Raw genomic sequence first — 23285 nt, 5'->3', positions numbered from 1 at the left:
GCCGCTCACCACCCGCTGTCCGAACCGGTACCCGACCGCCCCGTCCCGGCTCGGTGCGCGAGCACGGCGGCGCTGACCGCCTGGTGCCAGCCGTTCAGGGCGCGGCCCTGCTCGGCGGCCCGCTCGGCCAGGCGATCCAGTTCCGCCCGGTCGAGGCGCTCATCGGTGTCGGCGATGGCGCGCAGCGCCCGCCACACCGCGGCCTTGCCCTCGACCCCGGTGCGGAGCGTCTCCAGTTCGATCAGGTCGCTGAGCGGGGCACGGCGAACGACGGTTCCGTTGGGCTTGAGCCGGCCCAGCCGCTCGCCGGCGAGGCCGAGCCACGTCCGGTAGCGCCGGACGGGAACGCCGAGCCGGGTCATGATCCGCACGAGATCGTCGCGATCCTGCTCGATGTCGCGCGCCAGGCGCCGCAGGTCGCCCGCGCGGCGGCTGTCGGAGTGACTGCGGGCCATGCGGTCCGCGAGCGCAGCGCCCCCGAACGCGCCGCTCAGGTGATCGTTCAGGTAGATGTGCAGGGGCTCGGCCAACGGTTGAGGGGCCACGATTCCTCCCGGATGAAGGGTCGATCCGCGGGACCGCCGAGCGCTGGGGCGCGCGGTGCTCACGAGCCGGCCATGGGAGCCGAACTGTCCGGTCCGTCTCATCGTGCCGCGAGCAGCCGCCCGGCGCTCGTGCGCCCGTGACACAGCCGCGACATCGGGGTTTGCCCGGCGCCCACTTCGGGGCGGGTGTCATCGGTGGTGCCTGCCTCTGGTCTTTCGGGGTCGCGCCGGTAACATGAGTCACCCTCATGTTCCGTCGGGAGGCTGCCATGCCGGACCGCTTCGACCTACCGCCCGGCTTCCGCTGGGGCGCCGCCACCGCCGCCTACCAGATCGAGGGGGCGGTCGACGAGGACCGCCGCGGCCCGTCCGTCTGGGACGTCTTCGCCGCCCGACCCGGCGCCGTCCGCGACGGGCACACGGGTGCGGTGGCCTGCGACCACTACCACCGGTACCCCGAGGACGTCGCCCTGATGAAGGGCCTCGGGTTGGACGGTTACCGCTTCTCCGTCTCCTGGCCCCGGGTGCTGCCCACGGGCGCGGGCGCCGTCAACCCGGCCGGACTCGCCTTCTACGACCGGCTGGTGGACGCGCTGCTGGAGGCCGGCATCACTCCGCTGCCCACCCTCTTCCACTGGGACCTCCCGCAGGCACTGGAGGACCACGGAGGCTGGCTCGACCGCGACACCGCGTACCGCTTCGCCGACTACGCCGCGATCGTCACCGGCCGCCTCGGCGACCGGATCCCCAGCTGGATCACCCTCAACGAGCCCTTCGTCCACACCGTCTTCGGCTACGCCCTCGGCACCCACGCCCCCGGCCGCACCCTGATGTTCGGGGCCCTCCCCGCCGCCCACCACCAGCTCCTCGGCCACGGCCTGGCCGCGTCGATCCTGCACGACCGCGGCCTGGAGGTGATGCTCTCCAACAACCTCACCGCCGTCGAGCCGGCGTCTTCCACGGAGCCCGATCTCGCCGCCGCCCAGGCCTACGACGCCCTCCACAACCGGCTGTTCACCGACCCCGTCCTCCTCGGCCGCTACCCCGACCTCTCGGCCCTCGGCGTCCCCGACGACATCTACGGCGCCGTCCGCCCCGGCGACCTCGACCTCATACACACCCCCGGCCTCGACGGCCTCGGCCTCAACTTCTACAACCCCACCCGCGTCGCCGCCCCCACCGACCCCGCCCTCCCCTTCGACCTGGTCGACATCCCCGACGTCCCCCACACCGCCTTCGGCTGGCCCGTCGTCCCCGACGCCCTGCGCCAACTCCTCCTCGGTCTGAAGGACTTCTACGGCAAGGCCCTCCCGCCCATCACCATCACCGAGAACGGGTGCTCCGTAGACGAGTCCACCACCCCCGACCAGCCCCGCATCGACTACCTCTCCTCCCACCTCGCCGCCGTCGCCGCCGCCATCGCCGAGGGCATCGACATCCGCGGCTACTACACCTGGTCCCTCCTCGACAACTTCGAATGGGCCGAGGGCTACCACCAGCGCTTCGGTCTCGTCCACGTCGACTTCGACACGCAGGAGCGGACGCCGAAGGCCTCGTACGCCTGGTACCGCGACCTGATCGCCGCCCATCGGAACCGTACGGTGGGGTAGCGGGCCGGCCAGGTAGATCAACTTGACCGCTGGACAGCCGACGTGGGGAAGAGTGGTGGTGCGGAGTCAAGCTCCGCCGCGACCGATGGCGGTGCTCGGTCGGCTCCCGTCAAGCCAACTCCATGGAGCAGCCCGCTCGCCCGGTGCGGCTCCGGCACGGGATCTCCCGCGGTCCGCTGTTGTGGCTAGCCGACCACCGCCGGGGAGCGGGGCGCTTCGGCGGCGGCCTCCGGCTGGTAGAACTCGGTGTGTCCCTCGACGTGGAGGTGGGGCAGGCGGCGGTCCAGCCAGGTGGGCAGCCACCAGTTGCCGCGGCCGAGCAGGTGCATCACGGCGGGTACCAGCAGCAGGCGGACCAGCGTGGCATCGATCAGGATGGCCGACCCCATGCCGACGCCGATGACCTTGATCGGCAGGTCGGGCGACGGGACGAAGGCCGCGAACACGGCGACCATGATGGCCGCCGCCGCGGTGATCACCCGCGCGGTGCCCGCCAGTCCGCTGACGATGGACTCCGCGTTGTCGTCGGTGCGCAGCCAGGCCTCACGCATCCGGCTCACCAGGAAGACCTCGTAGTCCATCGAGAGGCCGAACAGGACGGCGAAGGTCAGCACCGGGACGAAGGCCGGCAGCGGGGTGGGGCTGTCGATGCCGATCAGTCGGCCGGCGGTGCCGCCTTCGAGGACGAGGGCGACCACACCGTACGCGGCCCCGACGGAGAGCAGGTTCATCACAGCGGCCTTGAGGGCGACGGCGAGGCTGCGGAAGGCCACCAGGAGCAGGAGCATCGACACCGTGACCACGCCGCCGACCAGCAGCGGGATGCGGCCGGCGATGTTGTCGGTGCTGTCGATCGCGCTGGCGGTCGCCCCGCCGACGTGCACCCGGACCCCGGGGCCGACTGCGGCCGGGATGACGTGGTCGCGGAGGTCGCGGACCAGGGTCTTGGTGGCGCTGGACTGCGGACCGCTGTCCGGGACGACGGTGAGCAGCAGCGAGCGGCCGTCGGAGCCGGGCACCGGAGGGGTCACGGCCGTGACGCCGGGCACCGCCTTCAGCGCGGTGGGCAGCGAGGTCGTCGCGTCGGCGGGGGTGCCCGGCGCCAACTCGGCGACCAGGACCAGCGGTCCGTTGCTGCCCGGTCCGAAGCCGGTGGCCACCGCGTCGTACGCCAGTCGGTTCGAGCGCCCGGCGGGGTCGTTGCCCGCGTCGGGGAAGCCGAAGCGCACGCCGAGGAAAGGTGCCGCGAGCGCCAACAGGACGACGACCCCGGTGACGGCACCGACGACGCGGTGGCGCTCGACGAGCCTGCTCCAGCGCAGCCAGCCGGCGCTCACCGGGCTCTCGCCCTGGACGGCGCGGCGGTGGGGCAGCGGCAGCCGGAGGCGCTCGATGTGTCGGCCGAGGTAGCCGAGCAGGGCGGGGAAGAGAGTGGTGGACGCGGCGATCACGACGAACACGGAGAGGATCGCCGAGACCGCGGCGCCGCGCATGAACGACAGGCCCATCGCGAACAGCCCGAGCATGCTGACCACCACGGTCATTCCGGCGACTACGACCGCGCGGCCCGCGGTGTCCAGCGTGGCGACCGTGGCGGCCTCGGGTTCGAGCCCCTCGGCGCGCCACTCGCGGAACCGGGTGACCAGCAGCAGCGCGTAGTCGATGCCGACGCCGATGCCCAGCATCGCGGCGAGCGCGGTCGACCAGTCCGGGACCGGCATGATCGCGGCGAGGACCGGCAGCAGGGCGCTGCTGACCGCGAGCCCGCCGAGCGCGGTGAGCATCGGCAGGCCGGCGGCCACGACCGAGCCGAAGGTGATCGCTAGAATCACGGCGGCGGCCGCGATGCCGATGCCCTCCGAGCCGATCGCGCCCTGCTCGGCCTGCTGGACCGTCATGCCGCCGAGATGGACGCGCACGCCGCCGTCGACGGGGCGGGCGAGGTCGAGCAGCCGCTGGGTGTCCGCCTTCGGCATGTCGGGGGCGACGGCGACGTCCAGGTGGATCTGCCCGAGGGCGGTGCGGCCGTCGGCCGCCACCTTGCCGCGCGGGCCGTACGGGTCGTCGATGCCGCTGACGTGCGGCACCTCGGCCATCCGGGCGAGCAGGTCCTTGACCCGGTCTCGGGCGGCGGCGTCGGTCACGCTGCGGTCGGAGGTCAGCACCAGGCTGATCGATTCACCGCCCAGGCCGGGAAAGTCCCGTGCCAGCAGCTGCTGGGCCTGCTTGGAGTCCGATCCGGGTGCGGTGTAGTCGGCGCTGTACTTGGCGCCGAGGCCGGCCGAGAGGGCGAAGGCCGCGCCGGCGGCGAGCAGCCAGAGCAGTACCGTGCGGCCCCGGTTCCGGAAGCTCCATCCGGCTATTCGGCCGAGCGGGCCGGGCCTGTGCGGCCCGCTCTCCCCGGCGGCCGTCCGCCGATCCTCGCGCGGTCCCTGGGACATGTGGTCCTCCGTACGTCGTCAGGGGCCCGTCCCCCCGGCAAAGCGTTACGCTCCATAACGCTTCTTATGAAGCGTAACGTTTCCCTCGACGGGTACGGATTGTCAACGCGGTGACGGGCGCACCGAGCCGATGGAGATGCGATGACGGGTGGGTCGACCGATGAGGGCAGGGGGCGGAGTCGCCGTGAGCGGCTGCGCGCCGACACCGTGGAGGAGATCAAGCACGCGGCCCTGGGCCTGATCGTCGAGCGCGGCGCCGCGAACCTCCGCTTCACCGACATCGCCCGCAGCATGGGGATGACCCCGCCCGCGCTGTACCGCTACTTCGCCGACCGGGACGAGCTGCTCACCGCCCTGGTCGCCGACTCGTACGACAGCCTGTCGGACGCGTTGACGGCGACCCGCGAGACCGTGCCGCCGGACGACCTGGACGGACGCTTCGTGGCCACCTGCACCGGCTACCGCACCTGGGCGCAGCGGAATCCGGAGCGCTTCGCCCTCATCTTCGGCTCCCCCGTGCCCGGGTACGCGGCCCCACCGGACGGACCGACCGTGGTGGCCGGCCGGCGGGCGATGGAGCACATGGTCGAACTCGTCGCCGACACGGCCGAACGCGGCCGGCTCGGCAGTCCACTGGTGCCGGACGCGGCGGAAGCCCTGATGCTGGCCTGGGCCACCGTGCACGGCTTCGTCACCCTTGAGGCGCACGGTCACTTCCACGCGCTCGACCGGGACGCGCGGGACCGCCTCTTCGCGGTCCAGGCGGGCGTCGCCGCCCGCACCGCGGGCCTGTCGCCGGCCGCGGACCAGTGGTGATCGAGGCCCGCGCAGCAGACGGCCGTGGCTCGGGCGGCGAGGACGGTCCCCTGGGCGCAACCGCCGCCCGCCGCCCGGCGGCACCTCGCCCGTCCGGCGGGTGACCCGGTCACTCCTCGGTGGGGCCGAGGTCGGGTAGCCCACACAGGTCGACGGTGGGGGTGAGGTGGGCCGCGTGCAGTTCCAGCACGGTGATCTCGTTCGGCCCCGGGCGCAGGACGGGGCCGGGCAGGTAGAGCGACCGCTGGGGGCCGCGGGACCAGAACCGGCCGAGGTGGAAGCCGTTGACCCAGACGTTGCCCTTGGTCCAGCCGGGGAGGTGGACGAAGGTGTCGGCCGGTGTGTCGACGTCGAAGGTGCCGCGGTGGAAGGCCGGGCCGATGGCGGGCTCGGCGCCGCCGGTGAAGGCGAGGCCGGTGAGCGAGGTGAGGGGGAGCGGTCGGCTGGTCCAGCCCGTGAGGTCGGTGCCGTTGAGGCGGACCTTTCCGAGGAGTCCCTTGCGGTCGTGGATGCCCGGTCCGTAGTTGACCCGGCCCTGGTTCTCCACGAGCAGGCGCAGGACGGCGCCCACGCGGGGGGCGGTGAGCGCGATGGCGTGCTCGTGGTTCTCGCGTTCCAGGACGCCCACGGGCTGGCCGTCGATGAAGACCTGGGCCCGGTCGCGTACGTGCTCGATCTCCAGCAGCGCGGGGCCCGCGGTGGGCAGGACGGCCTCGTAGAGGACGAAGCCGAAGTCCTGGCCGAGCTGTTCCATGGTGAGCGGCCGCTCGGAGGCCACCGGGGTGCCCAGGAAGGGCAGGTTGTCGAACAGCGGAGCGCTTTCGGTCAGGGCGATGCCTGGTGCGGCGAGCTTCGTGCCGCGTCCGGGTGTCGGATCGGTCGGCACGGGCGCGTACTTGGCGATGACCTCTCGGAACGCCTCGTACTTCTCGGTGGGGTCGCCGCTCTCGTCGAGGGGGGCGTCGTAGTCGTAGGAGGTGACGGTGGGGCGGTAGGTGTGCTTGTCGTTGGCGCCGTTGGTGAAGCCGAAGCTGGTGCCGCCGTGGAACATGTACAGGTTGACCGAGGCGCCCGTCGCCAGGAGGTCGTCCAACTCCCTCGCGGCATCGGCGGCTTCGCGGACGACGTGACGGCCGCCCCAGCGGTCGAACCAGCCGTTCCAGAACTCGCTGCACATCAGCGGACCGGTGGGTTGGTGGGCGCGCAGAACGGCGAGACCGCGTCGGGCGTCGCTGCCGAAGTTGGCGGTGGCGAGCGCGCCGGGGAGTGCGCCGCGCTCCAGGTCGGCCGGCTGGTCGCAGGTGAAGAGGGGGACGTCGACACCGAGGCGGCGCAGGAGTCGGGCGAGGTGGGGGACGTGGTCGGCGTCCCCGGCGTGGGCGCCGTACTCGTTCTCCACCTGCACCGCCAGGACGGGGCCGCCCCGGGTGGCCAGCCGGTCCAGCAGCGGGGGGAGCAGTTGGGTGAGGTAACTCTCCACGGCGGTGAGGTACTTCGGGTCCTGGCTGCGCAGCCGGATGCCGGGCTCGGCCAGCAGCCACGAGGGCAGGCCGCCGCCCTCCCACTCGGCGCAGATGTAGGGCCCGGGGCGCAGCAGGACGTGGAGTCCCTCTGCGGCGGCGAGGTCGAGGAAGGCCGGAAGGTCGAGCTCCGCATCGAGGCGGAACGCGTCCGGCCGTGGGTGGTGGAGGTTCCACGGGACGTAGGTCTCAACCGTGTTGAGTCCCATCAGGCGGGCTTTGTGCAGGCGGTCGGCCCAGTGGTCGGGGTGGATGCGGAAGTAGTGCAGGCCGCCGGAGATGATCCGGAACGGCTCGCCGTCGAGCGTGAAGTCGTCGCCTTCGATCTGAAGGACGGGCATGGTGCGGGGTGCTCCTAAGTCGAGGGGCCCGGCGGCGCGGGCGGACACGCGAGTCGGTCGGGGGGACTCGTCATCGGGGGTGCCGCCGGGTGGCCGGGGGCGGTTACTTGCCGGTGCTGAAGCCCTGGTCGTTGCCGTACTTGAGGGAGGCGTCCTGCCAGGCCTTCAGGCCGGAGCCCAGCGTGGTGGAGGAGACGTAGGCCTTGCCGACGGTGTCGTTGAAGATCGAGTTGGCGTAGACCTGGTACGGGAGGTACTGCCAGCCGGTCACGACGTTCTTGGCCGAGTCGGAGAAGATCTTGTTGGCCTGCTGGCCGCCGAAGTAGGGGAAGGCGGTCTCGAGGAAGGCCTGCGAGCTGAGGTCGGCCGTGGTGGCGGGGAAGGCGCCGCCCTTGATGCGGTCCTGTACGCCGTCACCGGCGTTGGCGAACTTCAGGAAGGCGTAGGCGAGGTCCTGGTTGGTGCTGGACTTCATGATCGCGAGTGAGCTGCCGCCGTTCTCGGAGCTGGCCGTCTGGCCCGCCTGCCACTGCGGAAGCGGGGCGACGCGCCAGTCGCCGGAGGCCGAGGGGGCGCCGGAGGAGAGGTTGGCGGGCATCCAGGCGCCGATCGCGAGGGTGGCGATGGTGCCGTCGCCGAGACCCTTGTACCACTGGTCGCTCCAGGAGGTGACGGGCGCGACGAGGTGGTTCGAGAGCAGCTTCTGCCAGGTGTCGGCGAACTTCGCGCTGCCCTGGTCGGTGAAGTCCACGGAGACCTTGGTGCCGTTCACCTTGAAGGGGTGGCCGCCGGCCTGCCAGATCATGCTGGTGGTGAACCCGGCGTCGCCCGCGTCGTTGGTGATGTAGGCGTTGGGGTTGGCGGCGTGCAGCTTCTGGGCATCGTCGATGTACTCGTCCCAGGTGGTGGGCACCTTGAGCTGGTACTGGTCGAAGACCTTCTTGTTGTAGAAGAGTGCCATCGGCCCGGAGTCCATCGGCAGTGCGTACACCCCGCCGTTGATGCCCACGGAGCTCCACGGCCCGGGCGAGTACTGCTTGGCGAGGTCGGACGCCCCGTACTTGGAGAGGTCCTGCAGGGACTTGCCGAGCGCGAACTGCCCCAGCGCGTAGTACTCGATCTGCGCGACGTCGGGGGCGCCGTTGCCGGCCTGGACCGCGTTCTGCAGGGCGGTGTACTGCTTGTTGTTCGTCCCCGCGTTCACCAGGTTGACGTGGACCTTGGGGTACTTGGCCTCGAAGTCGGTGACGACCTGCTTGAGGGTGGGTTCCCACGCCCACACGGTGATCGTGCCGCCCTTGTCGAGAGCCGCGTCGAGGCTTGCGGCGGACACCGGGCCGGAATCGGAGCCGGAGGTCGAGCTGCTGCAGGAGGTCACGGCGAGTGCGGTGGCGCACACCAGGCCGAGGCCGCGCAGAGCGTGGGGAACTGAGGTGGTTCTCATCTCGGTCACTCCGGTATCGAGGTGGGTGGGGACGATGGAGCGTGAGGCGGGAAGGTCACTCCTTGACGCTTCCCGCGGCAAGGCCGGACTGCCAGTAGCGCTGCAGCAGGAGGAACGCCGCGATCAGGGGGAGGACGGTGAGCACGGAGCCGGTGATCACCAGGTTGAACACGGGCTGCCCGCCGGCGGTGGCAGCCTGGTCGTTCCAGGCGTTGAGGCCGAGCGTGAGCGGGTACCAGTTCGGATCCTTGATCATGATCAGCGGAAGGAAGTAGTTGTTCCAGGTCGTGACCACGGTGAACAGCAGCACGGTGACGATGCCCGGCGCGAGCAGCGGGAGGCTGATCCGGAAGAACGTGCGCAGCTCGCCCGATCCGTCGACGCGCGCCGCCTCCAGCAGCTCGGTGGGAACCGCCTCGGAGGCGAACACCCACATCAGGTAGAGCCCGAACGGCGAGATCAACGAGGGGATGATGACGGCCCAGGGGGTGTTGGTCAGCCCCATCTTGCTGAACATCAGGAAGGTGGGCACGGCCAGGGCGGTCGTGGGCACCGCCACCGCGCCGATGACGACGGCGAACACGGTCCGCTTGCCGCGGAAGTCGAACTTCGCCAGGCCGTAGCCGCCGAGCACCGCCAGGAACGTGGCGCCGCCGGCGCCGAGTGCCACGTAGAGCAGGGTGTTGAGCAGCCAGCGGCCGAAGATGCCGTCGTTGTAGGTGAGCGTCTCCCGTATGTTGTCCCACAGGGCGAAGCGGCCGCTGAACCAGACGCCCGGGGATCCCAGCAGGTCCTTCTGGGTCTTCGTCGCGCTGATCACCAGCCAGGCCAGCGGCACCAGGGTGTAGAGCACCAGCAGGCTCGCGAGGAGGGTGACCGATGCGCTGCGGCGGGGCCGGTCGACCGAGTGGACTCGCCGGCGTGTCCGCGCAGCGGCGCGGGAGCGCGTGCGGGGCCGGGTCGGGGTGTCCGTTGCGGTGGGCATCGGTCACACCTCCTTTCGCATGCCGCGCAGCTGGAAGGCGTAGGCGATGATCATGGTGATGACACCCATGATGATCGCCACGGTGGCGGCGTAGTTCTGCTGTTGGCCCGAGAAGGACAGCGTGTAGGTGTAGTAGTTCGGCGTGTAGTACGTCGTGATCGCATTGGGCGCCGGGTTCTTGAGGATGGCGGGCTCGTTGAACAGCTGGAAGCTGCCGATGATCGAGAAGATGGTCGCGATGACCAGGGCGCCGCGAATGGCGGGGAGCTTGATCGCCGTGATGACCCGCCACTGCCCGGCACCGTCGATCTCGGCCGCCTCGTAGAGGGAGTGCGGGACCACTCGCAGCGCCGAGTAGAAGATGAGCATGTTGTAGCCCACGAACTCCCAGGTCACGATGTTGCCGATGCCCGCGAGCACGAGGCTCGGTGACAGCGGGTCGGGCAGCGAGACACCGAGGGCACGGTTGATGTCCCCGAGCAGGCCGAAGCGCGACCCGTAGAGGAACTCCCACATCAGCGTGGCGACGACCGCCGGTACCGCGTAGGGGAGGAAGACGGTGATGCGGAAGAAGCTCCTTCCGTACAGCCGCCCGCTGTCCAGCGCCAGCGCCGCCAGCAGCGCGATCCCGAGCATGATGGGGACCTGGACGGACAGGAAGAGCGCCACCCGCCCGAAGCCGGACCAGAACTTGGGGTCCTGGAAGGCCTGTTGATAGTGCTCGAGGCCCACGAAGGAGTTGCCGCCGATCAGGCGGTCCTGGAACAGACTGAGGTAGATCGAGTAGCCGATGGGTGCCAGGAAGACCAGAGCGAAGACGGCCAGGAACGGCCCGGTGAAGCCCCAGCCGGCCAGGCCGCGGCGGCTCCGCCTGCGCGATGGGGCTCCGCGACCCGTTGCCCCGGGTGGTGAGGTGATCGTCATGACCGTCCCGTGGTTCATGGTGGTGATCGACTGCCTCGCCGGCCGTGCCCCGGACAGGCATGCGACCCGGCAGTAGCCGGATGTTTACGTAAACACAGTCGGGCTGCGAGGCTGGATGTTTACGTAAACATTGGATTACCGTGATGCTGACACCGCCGCACGGCGACCGTCAAGAGGTCACCTCGGGTCCGCTTTTCAGCGCCGGCGGCGCAGGCACGAACGACAGCAGGAGAAGGAAGTGGTGGGCACGGCAAGGGCGGTGGAGGCAGCTGGGGACGTCACGAGAAGCGAGCGCAAGCGGAAACGGGGCGCGTCCATGGCCGACGTGGCACGGCTGGCCGGCGTGTCCTCGCAGACCGTCTCCCGGGTCTCGAACGGCAGCCCGGGCGTGGTGGAGGACACGCGTCAGCGGGTTCTGGCCGCCATGAAGGAACTCGGCTACCGGCCCAACAGCGCAGCACGCGCCCTGAAGGCCGGAGAATTCCGCACTCTCGGCGTCATCCTGTTCACCCTCTCGACGACGGGCAACGTCCGAACACTCGAGGCGATCACCGAATCCGCCGCGAAGGAGGGCTACGCGATCACTCTGATGCCCGTCCTCCCGACCCACACCGGTGTGCGCGGGGCGTTCGACAGGCTGGGCGAGCTCGCCGTGGACGGCATCATCGTGATCATGGAGGTCCACCTCCTGGACAGCGCCACCGTCCAGCTGCCGCCGCACATCAAGGTGGTGGTCGCCGACTCCGACGCGGGCGACCGCTACAGCGTTGTCGACACCGACCAGAGCGAGGGTGCGCGGATGGCCGTCCAGCACCTGGTCGATCTCGGCCACGACACCGTCTGGCACCTCGCCGGGCCGGAAGGCTCCTTCGCCGCCCAGCGCCGCACGGACGCCTGGCGGGGTGTCCTGGAGAACGCCGGCCGTCCCGTACCGCCCGTCGTGCAGGGCGACTGGTCCGCCGACTCCGGCTACCGAGCCGGCCTGCTGCTCGCCGACGAGTCCGACTGCACCGCCGTGTTCGCCGCCAACGACCAGATGGCCCTGGGCCTGTTGCGCGCGCTCCACGAGCGCGGCAAGCGCGTGCCGGAGGATGTCAGCGTCGTCGGCTTCGACGACATCGCCGAGGCCTCCTCCTTCATCCCCCCGCTGACCACCATCCACCAGGACTTCGACGAGGTCGGTCGCCGGTGCGTCGAAGGCGTACTGCACCAGATCCGGAACCAGACCGCGGAACAGGGCACCACCCTCGTCCCCACCCGGATGGTCGTGAGGGCCAGCACCGCTGCCCCGCCGCCCCACTGACGGGAGTGCCCGACCCACGGACCTGCCGCGGATCCGGCTGTCCCGTTATCGGTGGCAGGTCCGTGGGTCGGGCACTGGATGAGGACGCGGTGGCGGAGCAGAGGGGACGGCGGCGCAGGTCCGGGCGGCCGAAGAACAACCGCTGTACCGGCCGATCCCCCTGCGGACGCGTTCACAACCGCGTGAGGACGGGCGCCGTGCCGCCAGCTCCTGAACTCCGCCGTCGGCTCTCCAGCCAGCCGTCGGACGCCCTTCAGCGTCTGCTCGCCTTCATCACGGTTCGACACGCCCCCGCGCGTCCCTCCTGCGGTGCGAGTGCCGCGTGACATCCCGGAACGCGGGCTGCTCCGGTACGGTGACGTGGTCGTGTGCCTGTGCGCTGCTGTTGCCGGTGGCTCCCAGGGTGTTTGTGCGACATCCGACAGAAGAGTGGGGGCGCCGATGCTGTCAGACCAGGCCGTGATCGGTTGTCCGGGGGTGCTGGTGATCGGCACCCGGGGAGCCGCCGGTCCCGGTGAGGTGCTGGTGAAGATCAGGGGCGGTTCGGAGACGTTCCTCGCCTGGTCGGAGGAGCCCCTGCCGGAGGGGACGGCCGTCTTGGTGATCGAATCACGCGGCAGTCGCCAGGTCGACGTCATCGAGTGGACCGACCCTACCGACGAGACTCTCTGAGGAGAAACCAGGATGTTCGGCTATCGCGTCCCCGCCCCCGACCAGGCGATGCTGATCTCCGGTGGGAGGAGGGGCCTTTCGGGCGCGCCGTTCCGCGTGGTGACCGGGCACGGAAAGTTCGTCCTACCGGTCTTCCGCAAGGTCCGCTTCCTGACTCTCGCGATGTGCGAGGCGGAGGTCGCCGAGACCTGCGTCACCAAGCAGGGCATCGCGCTGACGGTACGGGCGGTGATCGCCTTCAAGGTCGGCAACGACGGCGAGAGCATCGTCAACGCAGGCCAGCGCTTCCTCTCGGACCAGGAGCAGATGTCCGTGCTGACCGGCCGGATCTTCGCCGGGCACCTGCGGGCGATCATCGGCTCGATGACGGTCGAGGAGATCGTCACCGAGCGGCAGAAGCTCGCCACCGAGGTCCTGGACACCTCGAAGGCCGAGATGGCGAAGATCGGACTGATCGTGGACTCGCTGCAGATCCAGTCGATCGATGACGGGGACACCGGCTACATCGCCGCGATGTCGGCCCCGCACCGGGCCGCCATCCAGCGGCAGGCCCAGATCGCCCAGGCGCAGGCCGCCCAGGCCGCGGCGGAGGCCGAGCAGCAGTCTGCCCGGCAACAGGCCGAGTACGCCCGGCAGACGGCGGTGGTGAAGGCGCAGTACAGCGCCGAGGTGGACCGCGCCCAGGCCGAGGCCGCTCAGGCCGGCCCGCTGGCGCAGGCGCACGCGCAGCGGGAGGTGCTTGCGGCGCAGACCGAGCTGGCCCAGCGGGCGGCGGAGCTGCGCCAGCAGCAACTGGTCGCCGAGATCGTGAAGCCGGCTGAGGCGGAGGCCGAGAGGATCCGGGTCGTGGCGCTGGCGGAGGCGGAGCGGATGAAGATCCAGGCCGAGGCAGCGGCCTCGCACGGCCGGGTGGCGCTGGACCGGATGCTGATCGATCAGTTGCCGCAGATCGTCAAGGAGGCGGCGGGCGGGCTCGCGGGCGCCAACGTCAACGTGCTCAACGGCACCGACGGCTTGGGCGAGATCGCCGCGGGCCTGGTCAGCCAAGGCCTGACGATCCTGGACTCGGTCCGTCAAGGTCTGGGCTCGCAGCAGGGCCGCCCTGACCGGAACGGCGAGCGGGCCGGGCTCGAGCCAGGCCAGTAGGCGGAGGTTGCCGGCCGCGCCGAACAACCGATCCGCGATGCATCCACCTGAGCCGTGTCGCGTCCCGCGGCGCGGTCGGAGAGGCGTGCGACTCCTCCACGCAGCCGGCGAGTTCCGGCCGATGTAGTCGCTGGCTGATGCCGACCGGACCCGGCCTTGCTTGGCCCGGTCGGAGGGACCGCCCCGGGTGAGACGGGCCCGGTGTCCACGGGGCGCCCCGGCGGGCCGGCCCGTGGCCGGGTCCGTTCCGGGTACGAGCGGGACCATGGGTGTATGGCGAAGGAAGCGAGTCCCTCCCCCCGAGCGGGTGGCCGCCGGGGGCGGGAGCAGCCGCGTCCGGTCCCGCGGGGTTCGTCCGCGCGGCGGTGGCTGCGGTCGGTGACGGGCGTCCGCAGCCTGGCCGGTCAGATGTTCGTCCTGCAGGTGCTGATCGTGCTGGTGCTCGTGGTGGTGGCGGTCGGCGCGTTGCTGGTCGAGTCCCGTGGCGACCGGTTCGCGGCGGCGCGCGACCGCTCGCTCGCGGCGGCCGAGGCGTTCGCCCACGGCCCCGGCCTGGTGGCGGCGATGCAGGGCCCCGATCCCAGCGCGGTCCTCCAACCGTTGACCGAAGCGGCCCGCAAGGCCGCCCAGGTCGACTTCATCGTGGTGACCGACCGGAACGGCATCCGCTTCACCCACCCCGAGCCGGAGCAGATCGGCAAGAAGTTCGTCGGCACGATCGGACCTTCGCTGCAGGGCCGGGTCACCGTCGAGCAGGTGCACGGCCCGCTCGGCCAGGAGTACCAGGTGGTGGTCCCGGTGGAGGACGCCCGGGGCGCGGTCGTGGGCATCGTCTCCTCCGGGATGAAGGTCGCCAATGTGAGCAGCGCGATCAACCGGCAGCTGCCCGTCGTCCTGGGCGCCGGTGTCGTCGCGCTCGGCCTGGCCACGACCGGAACGGCACTGGTGGGCAGGCGTCTCCTGCGGCAGACCCGCGGTCTCGGGCCGGAGGAGATGACCCGGATGTACGAGCACCACGACGCGGTGCTGCACGCGGTGCGCGAAGGGGTGGTCATCGTCGGCGGCGACGGCCGGGTCCTGCTCGCCAACGACGAGGCGCGCCGACTGCTCGACCTGCCCGCCGACGCGGAGGGGCGCGCCGTGGCCGGCCTCGGCCTCGCGCCCCGTACGACCGGACTGCTGACCTCCGGCCGCGCCGTCACCGACGAGGTGATCCCGGTCGGCGACCTGCTGCTGGCCGTCAACCACCGCCCCACCGGCAGTGGGGGAGGCCCGCCCGGGAGCGTCACCACCCTGCGCGACTCCACCGAGCTGCTCGCCCTCGCGGGGAAGGCCGAGGTCGCCCGCAGTCGGCTGAGGCTGCTGTACGCCGCGAGCGTGGGCATCGGGACCACCCTGGACGTCCGGCGCACCGCGGAGGAGCTCGCCCGGATGGCCACCCGGGAGTTCTGCGACTACGCCACCGTCGACCTCGCCGAAGAGGTCCTGCGCGGCGACGAACCGACGGCACTGACGGTCGGGGCCCCGGTGGTGCTGCGGCGGGTGGCCATCACCGGCGTCCGGGACGATTCGCCGCTGTACCCCCAGGGGGAGCTGGTCACCTGGGCCGGGAGCACCCCGCAGGCGGCGGGCTTCGTCAGCGGGCGCTCCGCGTTGGTCCCCGAACTGGCCGTCGACGCCGGGTGGCGCAGGCAGGACGCCGAGCGCACCCAGGCGGTGCTGGAGTTCGGCCTGGCGTCGCTGATCGCCGTTCCGCTGACGGCGCGGGGTGTGTTGATGGGCGTCGCCTGCTTCTGGCGCGGCCGGGACACCAGCCCGTTCGAGAAGGACGACCTGTCCCTGGCCGAGGAGCTCGCCGCCCGGGCCGCCGTCTCCGTCGACAACGCCCGCCGCTTCACCCGCGAGCACACGATGGCCGTCACCCTGCAGCACAGCCTGCTGCCGCGCGGGCTGCCCGAGCAGAGCGCCCTCGAAGTCGACTACCGCTACCTGCCCGCCCAAGCCGGGGTGGGCGGCGACTGGTTCGACGTCATCCCGCTGTCCGGAACCCGGGTCGCGCTGGTCGTCGGCGACGTGGTCGGCCACGGCCTGCACGCGGCGGCGACCATGGGGCGGCTGCGCACCGCGGTCCAGAACTTCGCCGCCCTGGACCTGCCGCCGGACGAGCTCCTCGGACACCTGGACGAGTTGGTCGCCCACATCGACCAGGAGACGGCCACGGCCGAGGGGCAGCTCTCGATCACCGGAGCGACCTGCCTCTACGCCGTCTACGACCCCACCACCGCCGGCTGCGTGCTGGCCCGGGCCGGCCATCCACCGCCCGCGGTCGTCCACCCGGACGGCACGGTGGAGCTCCTCGGCCTCCCCGCCGGCCTGCCCCTCGGCCTGGGCGGGATGCCCTTCGAAGCCACGGAGGTGCGGCTGCCGCCGGGCAGCAGCCTGGTCCTCTACACCGACGGCCTCATCGAGGACCGCACCCGCGACATCGGCGTCGGCCTGGACGTCCTCAGCGCCACCCTGGCCCGCCGCGGCCGATCGCCGCAGGAGGTCTGCGACGCCGTGCTGGAGGCCCTGCTGCCCGCCCGGCAGACCGACGACATCGCCCTCCTCGTCGCCCGTACCCGCGTGCTGGATCCCGACCGGATCGCCGAGTGGGCGGTGGACTCGACTCCCGAGGCCGTGTCCCGGGTCCGCGCCGACGCCACCCGGCAGCTCACCGAGTGGGGCCTGGACGAGGCCGGCTTCGTCACCGAGCTGGTGCTCAGCGAGCTGGTGACCAATGCCATCCGCTACGCGAGCGGACCGATCAGGGTGCGCCTGCTGTACGACCGCACCCTGATCTGCGAGGTCTCCGACACCGGCAGCACCGCCCCGCACCTGCGGTACGCGGCCGCGGAGGACGAGGGAGGCCGCGGGCTGTTCCTCGTCGCCCGGCTCGCCGAACGCTGGGGCGTCCGCTACACACCCGAGGGCAAGATCATCTGGGCCGAGCAGCGCCTGTAGCCGGTGAAGGCCGCTCCCGGGCGGTCCGCGGAAACCTGATGCCCGCACCTCCGATCCCCGCACGGGTCATCCTTCTCAACCTCTCGGGTCATGCGGGGGTGGTGTGGTGTCGGTGCCGCGGATGGCCCGGAGGATTCCGTGGGCCCAGTCGGTGGGGCGGTCGTGGCCGAGGAGGTGGGACAGGCGGGCCATCCGGGTGCGGCGCTCGGCGGGGGTGAGGTCGAGGGCCCGGGCCAGCACGGTGGTGAGGTCCTCGGGGGAGCGGGGGTCGGTGAGCAGGGCGGCCTCGCCGAGTTGGGTCGCGGCGCCGGTGTGGCGGGAGAGGACGAGGACTCCGGGGTCGGCAGGGGCGTCGCTGTGGGGGAGGGCGGTCCGGGCGGCGATGAACTCCTTGGCGGTGAGGTTCATCCCGTCCTGGAGGGAGGTGATCCACAGGACGTCGGCGGTGAGGTACTCGTCGATGACCTCGGTGTTGGAGAGTCGGTGCGGCAGGTAGTCGATCGGCTGCCAATGTCTGTGGCGCCAGCGGGTGTTGGTCTCGTCGATGCGGCGTTCGAGGTGGTGGCGGGTGGTGTCGTAGGCGGTGATGCCGGGCTCGGGCGGCGGGCAGACGAGCCGGAAGGTGAGCCGGCCGCGCAGTTCCGGTCGGCGGGCGAGCAGGCGGTCGACGGCGTCGACCTTCTGGACCGGGGCCTTGGCGTAGTCGAGGCGTTCGACCGAGAGCACCACCCGGTCGGTGGGTGGGCGGCGGTGCGCCGCGCGCCGGCGGGCGAGCTGCTCGACGGCCGGCCGGTCGATGCCGAGCGGGTGGACGGTGGTGCGGGGCCGGTCGATCCCGACTGGGTGCGCGGTGGTGCGCGGCCGGTGGGGCCGGCCGGTCAGGGCCCGGCGGAAGTGCGCGGCGAACTGCTCGGTGTGGAAGCCGGCCCAGTCGAGGCGGGTCAGTGAGGCGCGCAGTTCGGCGGCGACCGGGAGGGTGGCGAAGGTCTCCGGGGCGGGGAACGGGGTGTGGTGGAAGAGCCCGGTCCGCAGGTCGGGGCGGATCCGGTGCAGCAGGCCGGGGACGAGCCACAGGTTGTAGTCGTGCAGCCAGACGGTGGCGCCGGGGGCGGCCTGGGCGGCGATGTGACGGGCGAAGCGGGCGTTAACGGTGCGGTAGTCGGTCCAGGAGCGTTCGTCGAAGACCGCCCGCTCGGGTTCGGACATCAGGACCGGCCAGAGGGTTTCCTTGCAGGCGCGGTGGAAGTAGCCGTTCCAGGTGGCCTGGTCGACGGGCACGGCGGCCAGTGGCGGCACGGAGGCGGGGTACGGGAGCGGGGCCCGCCGGTCGCGGCCGGTGAGGGCGGTGACCCAGACACCGGGGAGGTCGTCGGTGAAGACGCTGGTCAGGGTGGGCAGGATGCCGTTGGGGCTGCCAGGCGGCTGCCAGCTCTCGCCGTTCCAGTGCAGCGGCGGGCGGTGGTAGGCCACCACGAGGGAGTGCGGGCCGGTGGGCCGTTCGGGAGCGGGCCGGGGGGCGGGGGTCGGCGCGGAGCCCGTGGGGCTCGTGGAACCCGTGGAGGCCCAGCCGAGGTTGCGGAGCGCGGCGTGGATGCCCCCCGCACCGGGCCGGTCGGGGCGCTGGACGCGCCGGTCCCCGTCGAGGGCGGCGAGCAGGGCGGGTTCGGCTCCGCCGACGACGACCGCGTGGGTGCCGGTGCGGAACAGCGAGAGGTCGTTGAGGGAGTCGCCGGCGACCAGGATCTCGTCGGGCCGCCAGCCGAGCTTCCCGGCCAGGGCCCGCAGGGCGTTGCCCTTGGAGGCCGCCGGCGGCAGGACGTCGAAGTAGCGGCCCGCCGAGTACTCCCAGGCGCAGCCGAGGGCTTCGACGGCGGCGGTGAGGTCCTCGGTGAGGCCCTCCGGCGGGAGGTGGTAGGAGCACCGGCCGTCCTGGCGGACGTCCTGCTGGTAGGCGAGTCGGGGGAAGCGGCGCAGAGCTTCGCGGACCTGATCGGCGCCCGGCCAGCCGGCTCGCAGCTGCTCCTGGACCGGGTCGACGGTGGTGAGGTCGGTACCGTCGACGACGGTGGCGCCGACGTCGGCGATGATCCACCGGGGGCGGGGGACGAGTGGGTCGCGGAGGAGCGCACGGATCGAGGCCAGTCCGCGTCCGGTGGCGAAGACCGTGGTCACCTCGGGGTGGTGAGCCAGGGCGTCCCGTAATCGCCGACGGTCGTCCCGGGTGCCGCCGAGCAGGGTGCCATCCAGATCGGTGACCAGAATTCTCGACATCCGACGGACGCTAACACGATCACGGCGGGTAGTGAAGTGTTCACCTCGGGCTGATATCGGTTACGGTCAGGCCGAGTTGACGGTCAGTCCGGCCATCCAGCCGGCCCGCCAGTCGGCGGTTCAGCTCCGGCTCGTGCAGGGCTGCGCTGGAGCCGGGGCCGGTGGTCGCCGCTGCTCCGCAGAGCGAGGCGGCGGCGAGGCAGTCGGGCAGGCTCCAGCCGCCGAGCAGCCCGTGCACCAGACCGGCGTTGAAGCAGTCGCCCGCCGCCGTCGGGTCGATGGCGTCCACCCCGAGGATGCTCTCGGCGTCATGGCGCTCGCCGCCCCGGACGGCCGTGGCACCCTGCGCGCCGCGGGTGACCACCAGGGTGGGCACCAGGCGGCCGAGCGCCGCGATCGCCTCGTCCGGCTCCTCCACGCCGGTGAGGCGCAGGGCCTCGCCGGCGTTCGGGGTGAAGACGTCCACCAGCGCCAGGACTTCGCGGACGGCCGGATCGTCGAGGGTCGCGGGTGTGTCGTGGCAGTCCATCACCACCACCGTGCCCAGCTGCCGTGCCACCCGGCAGGCCGCCACCGTTCCTTCGTCCCAGCGCAGTTGGGGAATCATCAGGACACGCGGGCGGAACCGCCGGAGCAGCGGGGCCAGCGGCTCCGGGTCGATCGGGTCCTGGAAGCTGACCATCGCCCGGTCGCCCTCGGACGACAGGGCGACGGTCAGGCTCCGCACCGGGAACGGGTGCCGGCGGAAGGCCGCCTCGTCCAGCCCCTCCTGCCCGGCGCAGGACAGCACATGGGCGCTGAACGGGTCCGTACCGAAGTCCGCGCTCCACACCACCCGCCGCCCGAGCCGGTGCAGCGCCATCGCCAGGGTGTAGGCGCCGCCCGGCACCAGGCCGAAGCCGTCGGCGAAGACCTCGGTGCCCGGTCGCACGGGCCGACGCAGGCCGTGGAACACCAGGTCGGTGAAGTACGGCCCGGCCACCAGGACTTCGTACGGCGCCAAGGCCCCTTTCGTCTCCATCCGGCGAGCATACGGGCCAGGCCCGGGCGGGGGGCCATGACCGTCGAGGGTCAGCTCAGGGTGCGGATCGCGGCGGCGTCGTAGGGGCGCAGCTCGGCGAAGCGGTCGGACAGGACCTTGGCCGCCCACTCCGGGTCCTGGAGCAGCGCGCGGCCGACGGCGACCAGGTCGAACTCGTCGCGCTCCAGGCGGTCCAGCAGGTTGTCGATGCCCTGGAGCGGCGAGCCCTCGCCCGCGAAGGCCTGGAGGAAGTCGCCGTCCAGGCCGATCGAGCCGACGGTGATGGCCGGGCGGCCGGTGAGCTTCTTGGTCCAGCCGGCCAGGTTGAGGTCCGAGCCGTCGAACTCCGGCACCCAGTAGCGACGGGTCGAGGCGTGGAAGGCGTCGACACCGGCCTCGGCGAGCGGGGTGAGGATCGCCTCCAGCTCCTGCGGGGTCTCGGCGAGGCGGGCGTCGTAGTTCCCCGACTTCCACTGCGAATAGCGGAAGATCACCGGGAACGCCGGGGAGACGGCGGCGCGCACCGCGGCGACGAGCTCGGCGGTGAACTTCGTCCGGGCGACCGGGTCGCCGCCGTAGGCGTCGGTGCGGCGGTTGGTGCCGGCCCACAGGAACTGGTCGAGCAGGTAGCCGTGGGCGCCGTGCAGCTCGACGCCGTCGAAGCCGATCCGCTCGGCGGCCGCCGCGGCCTCGGCGAACGCGCCGATGACGGCGTCGAGGTCGGCCCTGGTCATCGCCCGGCCAGTCCCCTCGGTGCCGTCCAGCCGGATGCCGGACGGGCCGACGGCGGGGGCGTCGGCGAACGGCGGGTCGCCCTGCTTGCGCACCATGCCGATGTGCCAGAGCTGCGGCACGATGGTGCCGCCCGCCGCGTGGACGGCCTCGGCGACCTCGGCCCACCCGGCGAGCTGCTCCTCGCCGTGGAACCGCGGGATGGTGTCGCTCTGGCCGGCGGACTCGTGGCCGACGTACGTCCCCTCGGTGACGATCAGGCCGACGCCCGCGGCGGCGCGACGGGCGTAGTAGGAGCGGACGTCCTCGCCGGGCACGCCACCCGGGGAGAAGCTGCGCGTCATCGGCGCCATCGCGATGCGGTTGGGCACGGTCAGCCCGTTGATCGTGACGGGCCGGGACAGGATCTCGGCCGCGCGGTTGGGGGTGGGCTCGATGACGGTCATGCGGATTCCTCGCGGGTAGCGGTGGCGTGCGCCGGGGAGGCGGAAGCGGTTGCCCGTGCCAACCACCTCGGCGGCCCCCGCATTTCGCCGGGCGGGCGGAACCCGCTGTGATCCACGCCACTACGTGCCGCCAACGCACCACGACGCGCCACTGCCTATCGCTGCGCATCACTGCGCATCACGACGTGGGAACCGCTGGCCGGCTGCTGGCAGCCGGCCAGCGACTGAGGGGTACCCGGGGCGCCGCCGACCACCGTTCGGTGGCCGACGGCGCCGGTGGGTGGGGGGGGGGGGTCAGCTGTGGTGCCAGGTCACCGAGAAGTCGGTGCCGGAGCTGAGCTCCGAGGTGGTGGCCTTGGCGACCCCGTCCTCGGCCATGTCCACGCTCGCGGGGTTCGAGGCGCCGAGGGGCTGCCCGTTGACGGTGGCGCCGGTGAAGTCGACGGCGCCGAAGTCGGCCAGCGGGAGGACGCCGAAGAGACTGGACGGAGCCTCGGCCACCACCTCGGCGGAGGCCAGGGCGGCGTCCTTCAGCGACTTGGCGACCGCGCGGCTCCAGCCGGCCGTGGTGTTGCGGAGGGTGAGGGTGAAGGAGCCGCTGCCGTTCGTGGTGACGCTCGCGGTGAAGTGGTCACCGGGGCGCACGGGGTTCTTCAGGTCGGTCGGGTACGCCGGGTACATCTCGTACCAGGCCGAGTACACCGGGGCGCCGCTGGAGCAGTCGGCCTCGGTACCGATCTGCTCGACCGTCTTGCTGCCGTCGCCGTCGAGGCCGACCCAGAAGGCGGACCAGGCGTCGGTGCTGGTGCAGGAGACGGCCGGCTGGACCCAGTCGGCACTGACAGCTGTGAACTTGCCGCCCGTGGCGGTGTAGCCGGACCAGTTGCTGCTGGTGCCGTGCAACACGCCGTCGCCGTGGTGGTGCGCGGTGATCGGCGCCCGGAGGAGGGCGGAGACGGGTGCGGGGACGGCTGGTGACGCGCTGGCGAGCAGGGCCAGTAGGGCAGTCGTGGTGACGAGGGCGTGCCGACGGGCTTTGGGCATGGTTGATCCCAGGTGAGGGGGGCGGAGTTGACCAAGCGTCGACAAACGTAGCGATCGGTGGCTGGGGCGACGGGGCGCGGAGCGGGGACGGGTCCCGGAATCCCCTGGTCGGCCCAGCGGGGGCGGGCCGACGGGCCGCCCCGGTGCCGCTCACGCCGCGATTTGTGTCGGGCGCCGGGTAGGGCGTACTGTCTCCCAGTCGCTCGGCAGGGAGCACCGGACACGCGTCAGCGCGGACGGTCCCGGGGCGGCCACTCCCCTGAAACACCACTTCCGGATCCGTGCCGGCTGTTTCCGCGTACTCGCGGGTTCGCCCGGTGCTCAATTCGCTGTGCCTGTTTATGGGGAATGCGGCCGGATTCGCTTTTCGGAGCGGGGGTCGGCTAGAGTTTGAAACGTCGGACAGGGCGTCAAGCCCCGGAAGACACCGGCGAGTTGGATGAACGAAGCCCCGGAAACGGAGCGGAAAACATCTGATAAGCTGGAAACACGAAAGAACGAAGCGCCCGGAGGGCCCGCTGGAAGGCGGTCCGAAGGAAGCGTCCGTTCCTTGAGAACTCAACAGCGTGCCAAAAGTCAACGCCAGATATGTTGACATCCCCGGCCTCGATCGCTTGATCGGGGTTGGAGATTCCTTTTGAAACAAACACTAGCGAGGACGCAGTGCGCGGGACCGCCTTATTCCGGTGGTTGCCGTGCCGCTCAACGCGGGTGTGGACCTGACGCTTTTAATTGAGCACTGTCGGGTAGACATTCACGGAGAGTTTGATCCTGGCTCAGGACGAACGCTGGCGGCGTGCTTAACACATGCAAGTCGAACGGTGAAGCCCTTCGGGGTGGATCAGTGGCGAACGGGTGAGTAACACGTGGGCAATCTGCCCTGCACTCTGGGACAAGCCCTGGAAACGGGGTCTAATACCGGATATGACCTTCCTCTGCATGGGGGTTGGTGGAAAGCTCCGGCGGTGCAGGATGAGCCCGCGGCCTATCAGCTTGTTGGTGGGGTAATGGCCTACCAAGG

At 71.5% G+C, this 23285-nt stretch carries 16 protein-coding genes and 1 rRNA gene; 7 read left to right on the top strand and 10 right to left on the bottom strand.

Annotated elements, in window-relative coordinates:
- Positions 1-5: 5 nt before the first annotated feature.
- Positions 6-530: a hypothetical protein gene (locus ACZ7BZ_RS29145; RefSeq protein WP_470360934.1), complete on the bottom strand. Its 525-nt coding sequence runs from the start codon at positions 528-530 to the stop codon at positions 6-8.
- Between the two features lie 284 nt (positions 531-814).
- On the opposite strand from ACZ7BZ_RS29145, the gene ACZ7BZ_RS29140 reads away from it, so the two are divergent.
- Positions 815-2155, top strand: a complete 1341-nt coding sequence (locus ACZ7BZ_RS29140) for a GH1 family beta-glucosidase (RefSeq protein ID WP_470360933.1) — start codon at positions 815-817, stop codon at positions 2153-2155.
- 185 nt (positions 2156-2340) lie between these two features.
- On the opposite strand, the gene ACZ7BZ_RS29135 is transcribed toward ACZ7BZ_RS29140, so the two are convergent.
- Positions 2341-4596: an MMPL family transporter gene (locus ACZ7BZ_RS29135; protein WP_470360932.1), complete on the bottom strand. Its 2256-nt coding sequence runs from the start codon at positions 4594-4596 to the stop codon at positions 2341-2343.
- A 141-nt stretch (positions 4597-4737) separates the two neighbouring features.
- Between ACZ7BZ_RS29135 and ACZ7BZ_RS29130 the strand changes: the two genes are divergently transcribed.
- The gene (locus tag ACZ7BZ_RS29130; RefSeq protein ID WP_470360931.1) at positions 4738-5412 is read left to right on the top strand and encodes a TetR/AcrR family transcriptional regulator; all 675 of its coding nucleotides are present in this window, start codon (positions 4738-4740) and stop codon (positions 5410-5412) included.
- Positions 5413-5521: 109 nt separating this feature from the next.
- Here ACZ7BZ_RS29130 and ACZ7BZ_RS29125 read toward each other — a convergent pair whose 3' ends face one another.
- From ACZ7BZ_RS29125 to ACZ7BZ_RS29110, 4 genes are all read right to left on the bottom strand, one after another.
- Entirely contained in the window at positions 5522-7273 is a 1752-nt protein-coding gene (locus tag ACZ7BZ_RS29125) for a beta-galactosidase (RefSeq protein WP_470360930.1), read from the bottom strand.
- Positions 7274-7376: 103 nt separating this feature from the next.
- Entirely contained in the window at positions 7377-8717 is a 1341-nt protein-coding gene (locus ACZ7BZ_RS29120; protein ID WP_470360929.1) for an ABC transporter substrate-binding protein, read from the bottom strand.
- 55 nt (positions 8718-8772) lie between these two features.
- Positions 8773-9702, bottom strand: a complete 930-nt coding sequence (locus tag ACZ7BZ_RS29115; RefSeq protein ID WP_470360928.1) for a carbohydrate ABC transporter permease — start codon at positions 9700-9702, stop codon at positions 8773-8775.
- Positions 9703-9705: 3 nt separating this feature from the next.
- Complete coding sequence (locus tag ACZ7BZ_RS29110; RefSeq protein WP_470361008.1) at positions 9706-10626, bottom strand: carbohydrate ABC transporter permease; 921 nt, start codon at positions 10624-10626, stop codon at positions 9706-9708.
- A 316-nt stretch (positions 10627-10942) separates the two neighbouring features.
- Between ACZ7BZ_RS29110 and ACZ7BZ_RS29105 the strand changes: the two genes are divergently transcribed.
- The 4 genes from ACZ7BZ_RS29105 (at position 10943) to ACZ7BZ_RS29090 (ending at position 16750) form a co-directional block, all read left to right on the top strand.
- Positions 10943-11929 carry a LacI family DNA-binding transcriptional regulator gene (locus ACZ7BZ_RS29105; RefSeq protein WP_470360927.1) on the top strand — a complete coding sequence of 329 codons (987 nt, stop codon included), beginning with the start codon at positions 10943-10945 and terminating at the stop codon, positions 11927-11929.
- 441 nt (positions 11930-12370) lie between these two features.
- Positions 12371-12601 (top strand): hypothetical protein, encoded by a 231-nt coding sequence (locus tag ACZ7BZ_RS29100; protein WP_380456622.1) that lies wholly within the window; start codon positions 12371-12373, stop codon positions 12599-12601.
- A gap of 12 nt (positions 12602-12613) precedes the next feature.
- A complete protein-coding gene (locus ACZ7BZ_RS29095) occupies positions 12614-13747 on the top strand; it encodes an SPFH domain-containing protein (protein ID WP_470360926.1) in 1134 nt (377 codons plus the stop codon).
- Positions 13748-14155: 408 nt separating this feature from the next.
- Positions 14156-16750, top strand: a complete 2595-nt coding sequence (locus tag ACZ7BZ_RS29090; RefSeq protein ID WP_470361007.1) for a SpoIIE family protein phosphatase — start codon at positions 14156-14158, stop codon at positions 16748-16750.
- 75 nt (positions 16751-16825) lie between these two features.
- Here the strand turns inward: ACZ7BZ_RS29090 and ACZ7BZ_RS29085 are convergent, their stop codons facing one another.
- The 4 genes from ACZ7BZ_RS29085 to ACZ7BZ_RS29070 form a co-directional block, all read right to left on the bottom strand.
- Positions 16826-19021 (bottom strand): HAD-IIB family hydrolase, encoded by a 2196-nt coding sequence (locus ACZ7BZ_RS29085; protein WP_470360925.1) that lies wholly within the window; start codon positions 19019-19021, stop codon positions 16826-16828.
- Between the two features lie 40 nt (positions 19022-19061).
- Positions 19062-20042 (bottom strand): carbohydrate kinase family protein, encoded by a 981-nt coding sequence (locus tag ACZ7BZ_RS29080; RefSeq protein WP_470360924.1) that lies wholly within the window; start codon positions 20040-20042, stop codon positions 19062-19064.
- 50 nt (positions 20043-20092) lie between these two features.
- Positions 20093-21220: an NADH:flavin oxidoreductase gene (locus tag ACZ7BZ_RS29075; RefSeq protein ID WP_470360923.1), complete on the bottom strand. Its 1128-nt coding sequence runs from the start codon at positions 21218-21220 to the stop codon at positions 20093-20095.
- A 294-nt stretch (positions 21221-21514) separates the two neighbouring features.
- A complete protein-coding gene (locus ACZ7BZ_RS29070; RefSeq protein WP_470360922.1) occupies positions 21515-22264 on the bottom strand; it encodes a G1 family glutamic endopeptidase in 750 nt (249 codons plus the stop codon).
- A 753-nt stretch (positions 22265-23017) separates the two neighbouring features.
- Between ACZ7BZ_RS29070 and ACZ7BZ_RS29065 the strand changes: the two genes are divergently transcribed.
- Positions 23018-23285 (top strand): 16S ribosomal RNA (locus ACZ7BZ_RS29065); the annotation flags it as partial.

The sequence above is a fragment of the Kitasatospora sp. NPDC036934 genome (assembly GCF_055608425.1).
This window is presented reverse-complemented; position numbering and strand designations above follow the sequence as displayed.

Bases quoted from the DNA above. Each gene is read 5' to 3' on its own strand.
- ACZ7BZ_RS29140 (WP_470360933.1), top strand. From the start codon at position 815: ATGCCGGACCGCTTCGACCTACCGCCCGGCTTCCGCTGGGGCGCCGCC.
- ACZ7BZ_RS29135 (WP_470360932.1), bottom strand. From the start codon at position 4,596: ATGTCCCAGGGACCGCGCGAGGATCGGCGGACGGCCGCCGGGGAGAGC.
- ACZ7BZ_RS29130 (WP_470360931.1), top strand. From the start codon at position 4,738: ATGACGGGTGGGTCGACCGATGAGGGCAGGGGGCGGAGTCGCCGTGAG.
- ACZ7BZ_RS29125 (WP_470360930.1), bottom strand. From the start codon at position 7,273: ATGCCCGTCCTTCAGATCGAAGGCGACGACTTCACGCTCGACGGCGAG.
- ACZ7BZ_RS29120 (WP_470360929.1), bottom strand. From the start codon at position 8,717: ATGAGAACCACCTCAGTTCCCCACGCTCTGCGCGGCCTCGGCCTGGTG.
- ACZ7BZ_RS29115 (WP_470360928.1), bottom strand. From the start codon at position 9,702: ATGCCCACCGCAACGGACACCCCGACCCGGCCCCGCACGCGCTCCCGC.
- ACZ7BZ_RS29110 (WP_470361008.1), bottom strand. From the start codon at position 10,626: ATGACGATCACCTCACCACCCGGGGCAACGGGTCGCGGAGCCCCATCG.
- ACZ7BZ_RS29105 (WP_470360927.1), top strand. From the start codon at position 10,943: ATGGCCGACGTGGCACGGCTGGCCGGCGTGTCCTCGCAGACCGTCTCC.
- ACZ7BZ_RS29100 (WP_380456622.1), top strand. From the start codon at position 12,371: ATGCTGTCAGACCAGGCCGTGATCGGTTGTCCGGGGGTGCTGGTGATC.
- ACZ7BZ_RS29095 (WP_470360926.1), top strand. From the start codon at position 12,614: ATGTTCGGCTATCGCGTCCCCGCCCCCGACCAGGCGATGCTGATCTCC.
- ACZ7BZ_RS29090 (WP_470361007.1), top strand. From the start codon at position 14,156: ATGTTCGTCCTGCAGGTGCTGATCGTGCTGGTGCTCGTGGTGGTGGCG.
- ACZ7BZ_RS29085 (WP_470360925.1), bottom strand. From the start codon at position 19,021: ATGTCGAGAATTCTGGTCACCGATCTGGATGGCACCCTGCTCGGCGGC.
- ACZ7BZ_RS29080 (WP_470360924.1), bottom strand. From the start codon at position 20,042: ATGGAGACGAAAGGGGCCTTGGCGCCGTACGAAGTCCTGGTGGCCGGG.
- ACZ7BZ_RS29075 (WP_470360923.1), bottom strand. From the start codon at position 21,220: ATGACCGTCATCGAGCCCACCCCCAACCGCGCGGCCGAGATCCTGTCC.
- ACZ7BZ_RS29070 (WP_470360922.1), bottom strand. From the start codon at position 22,264: ATGCCCAAAGCCCGTCGGCACGCCCTCGTCACCACGACTGCCCTACTG.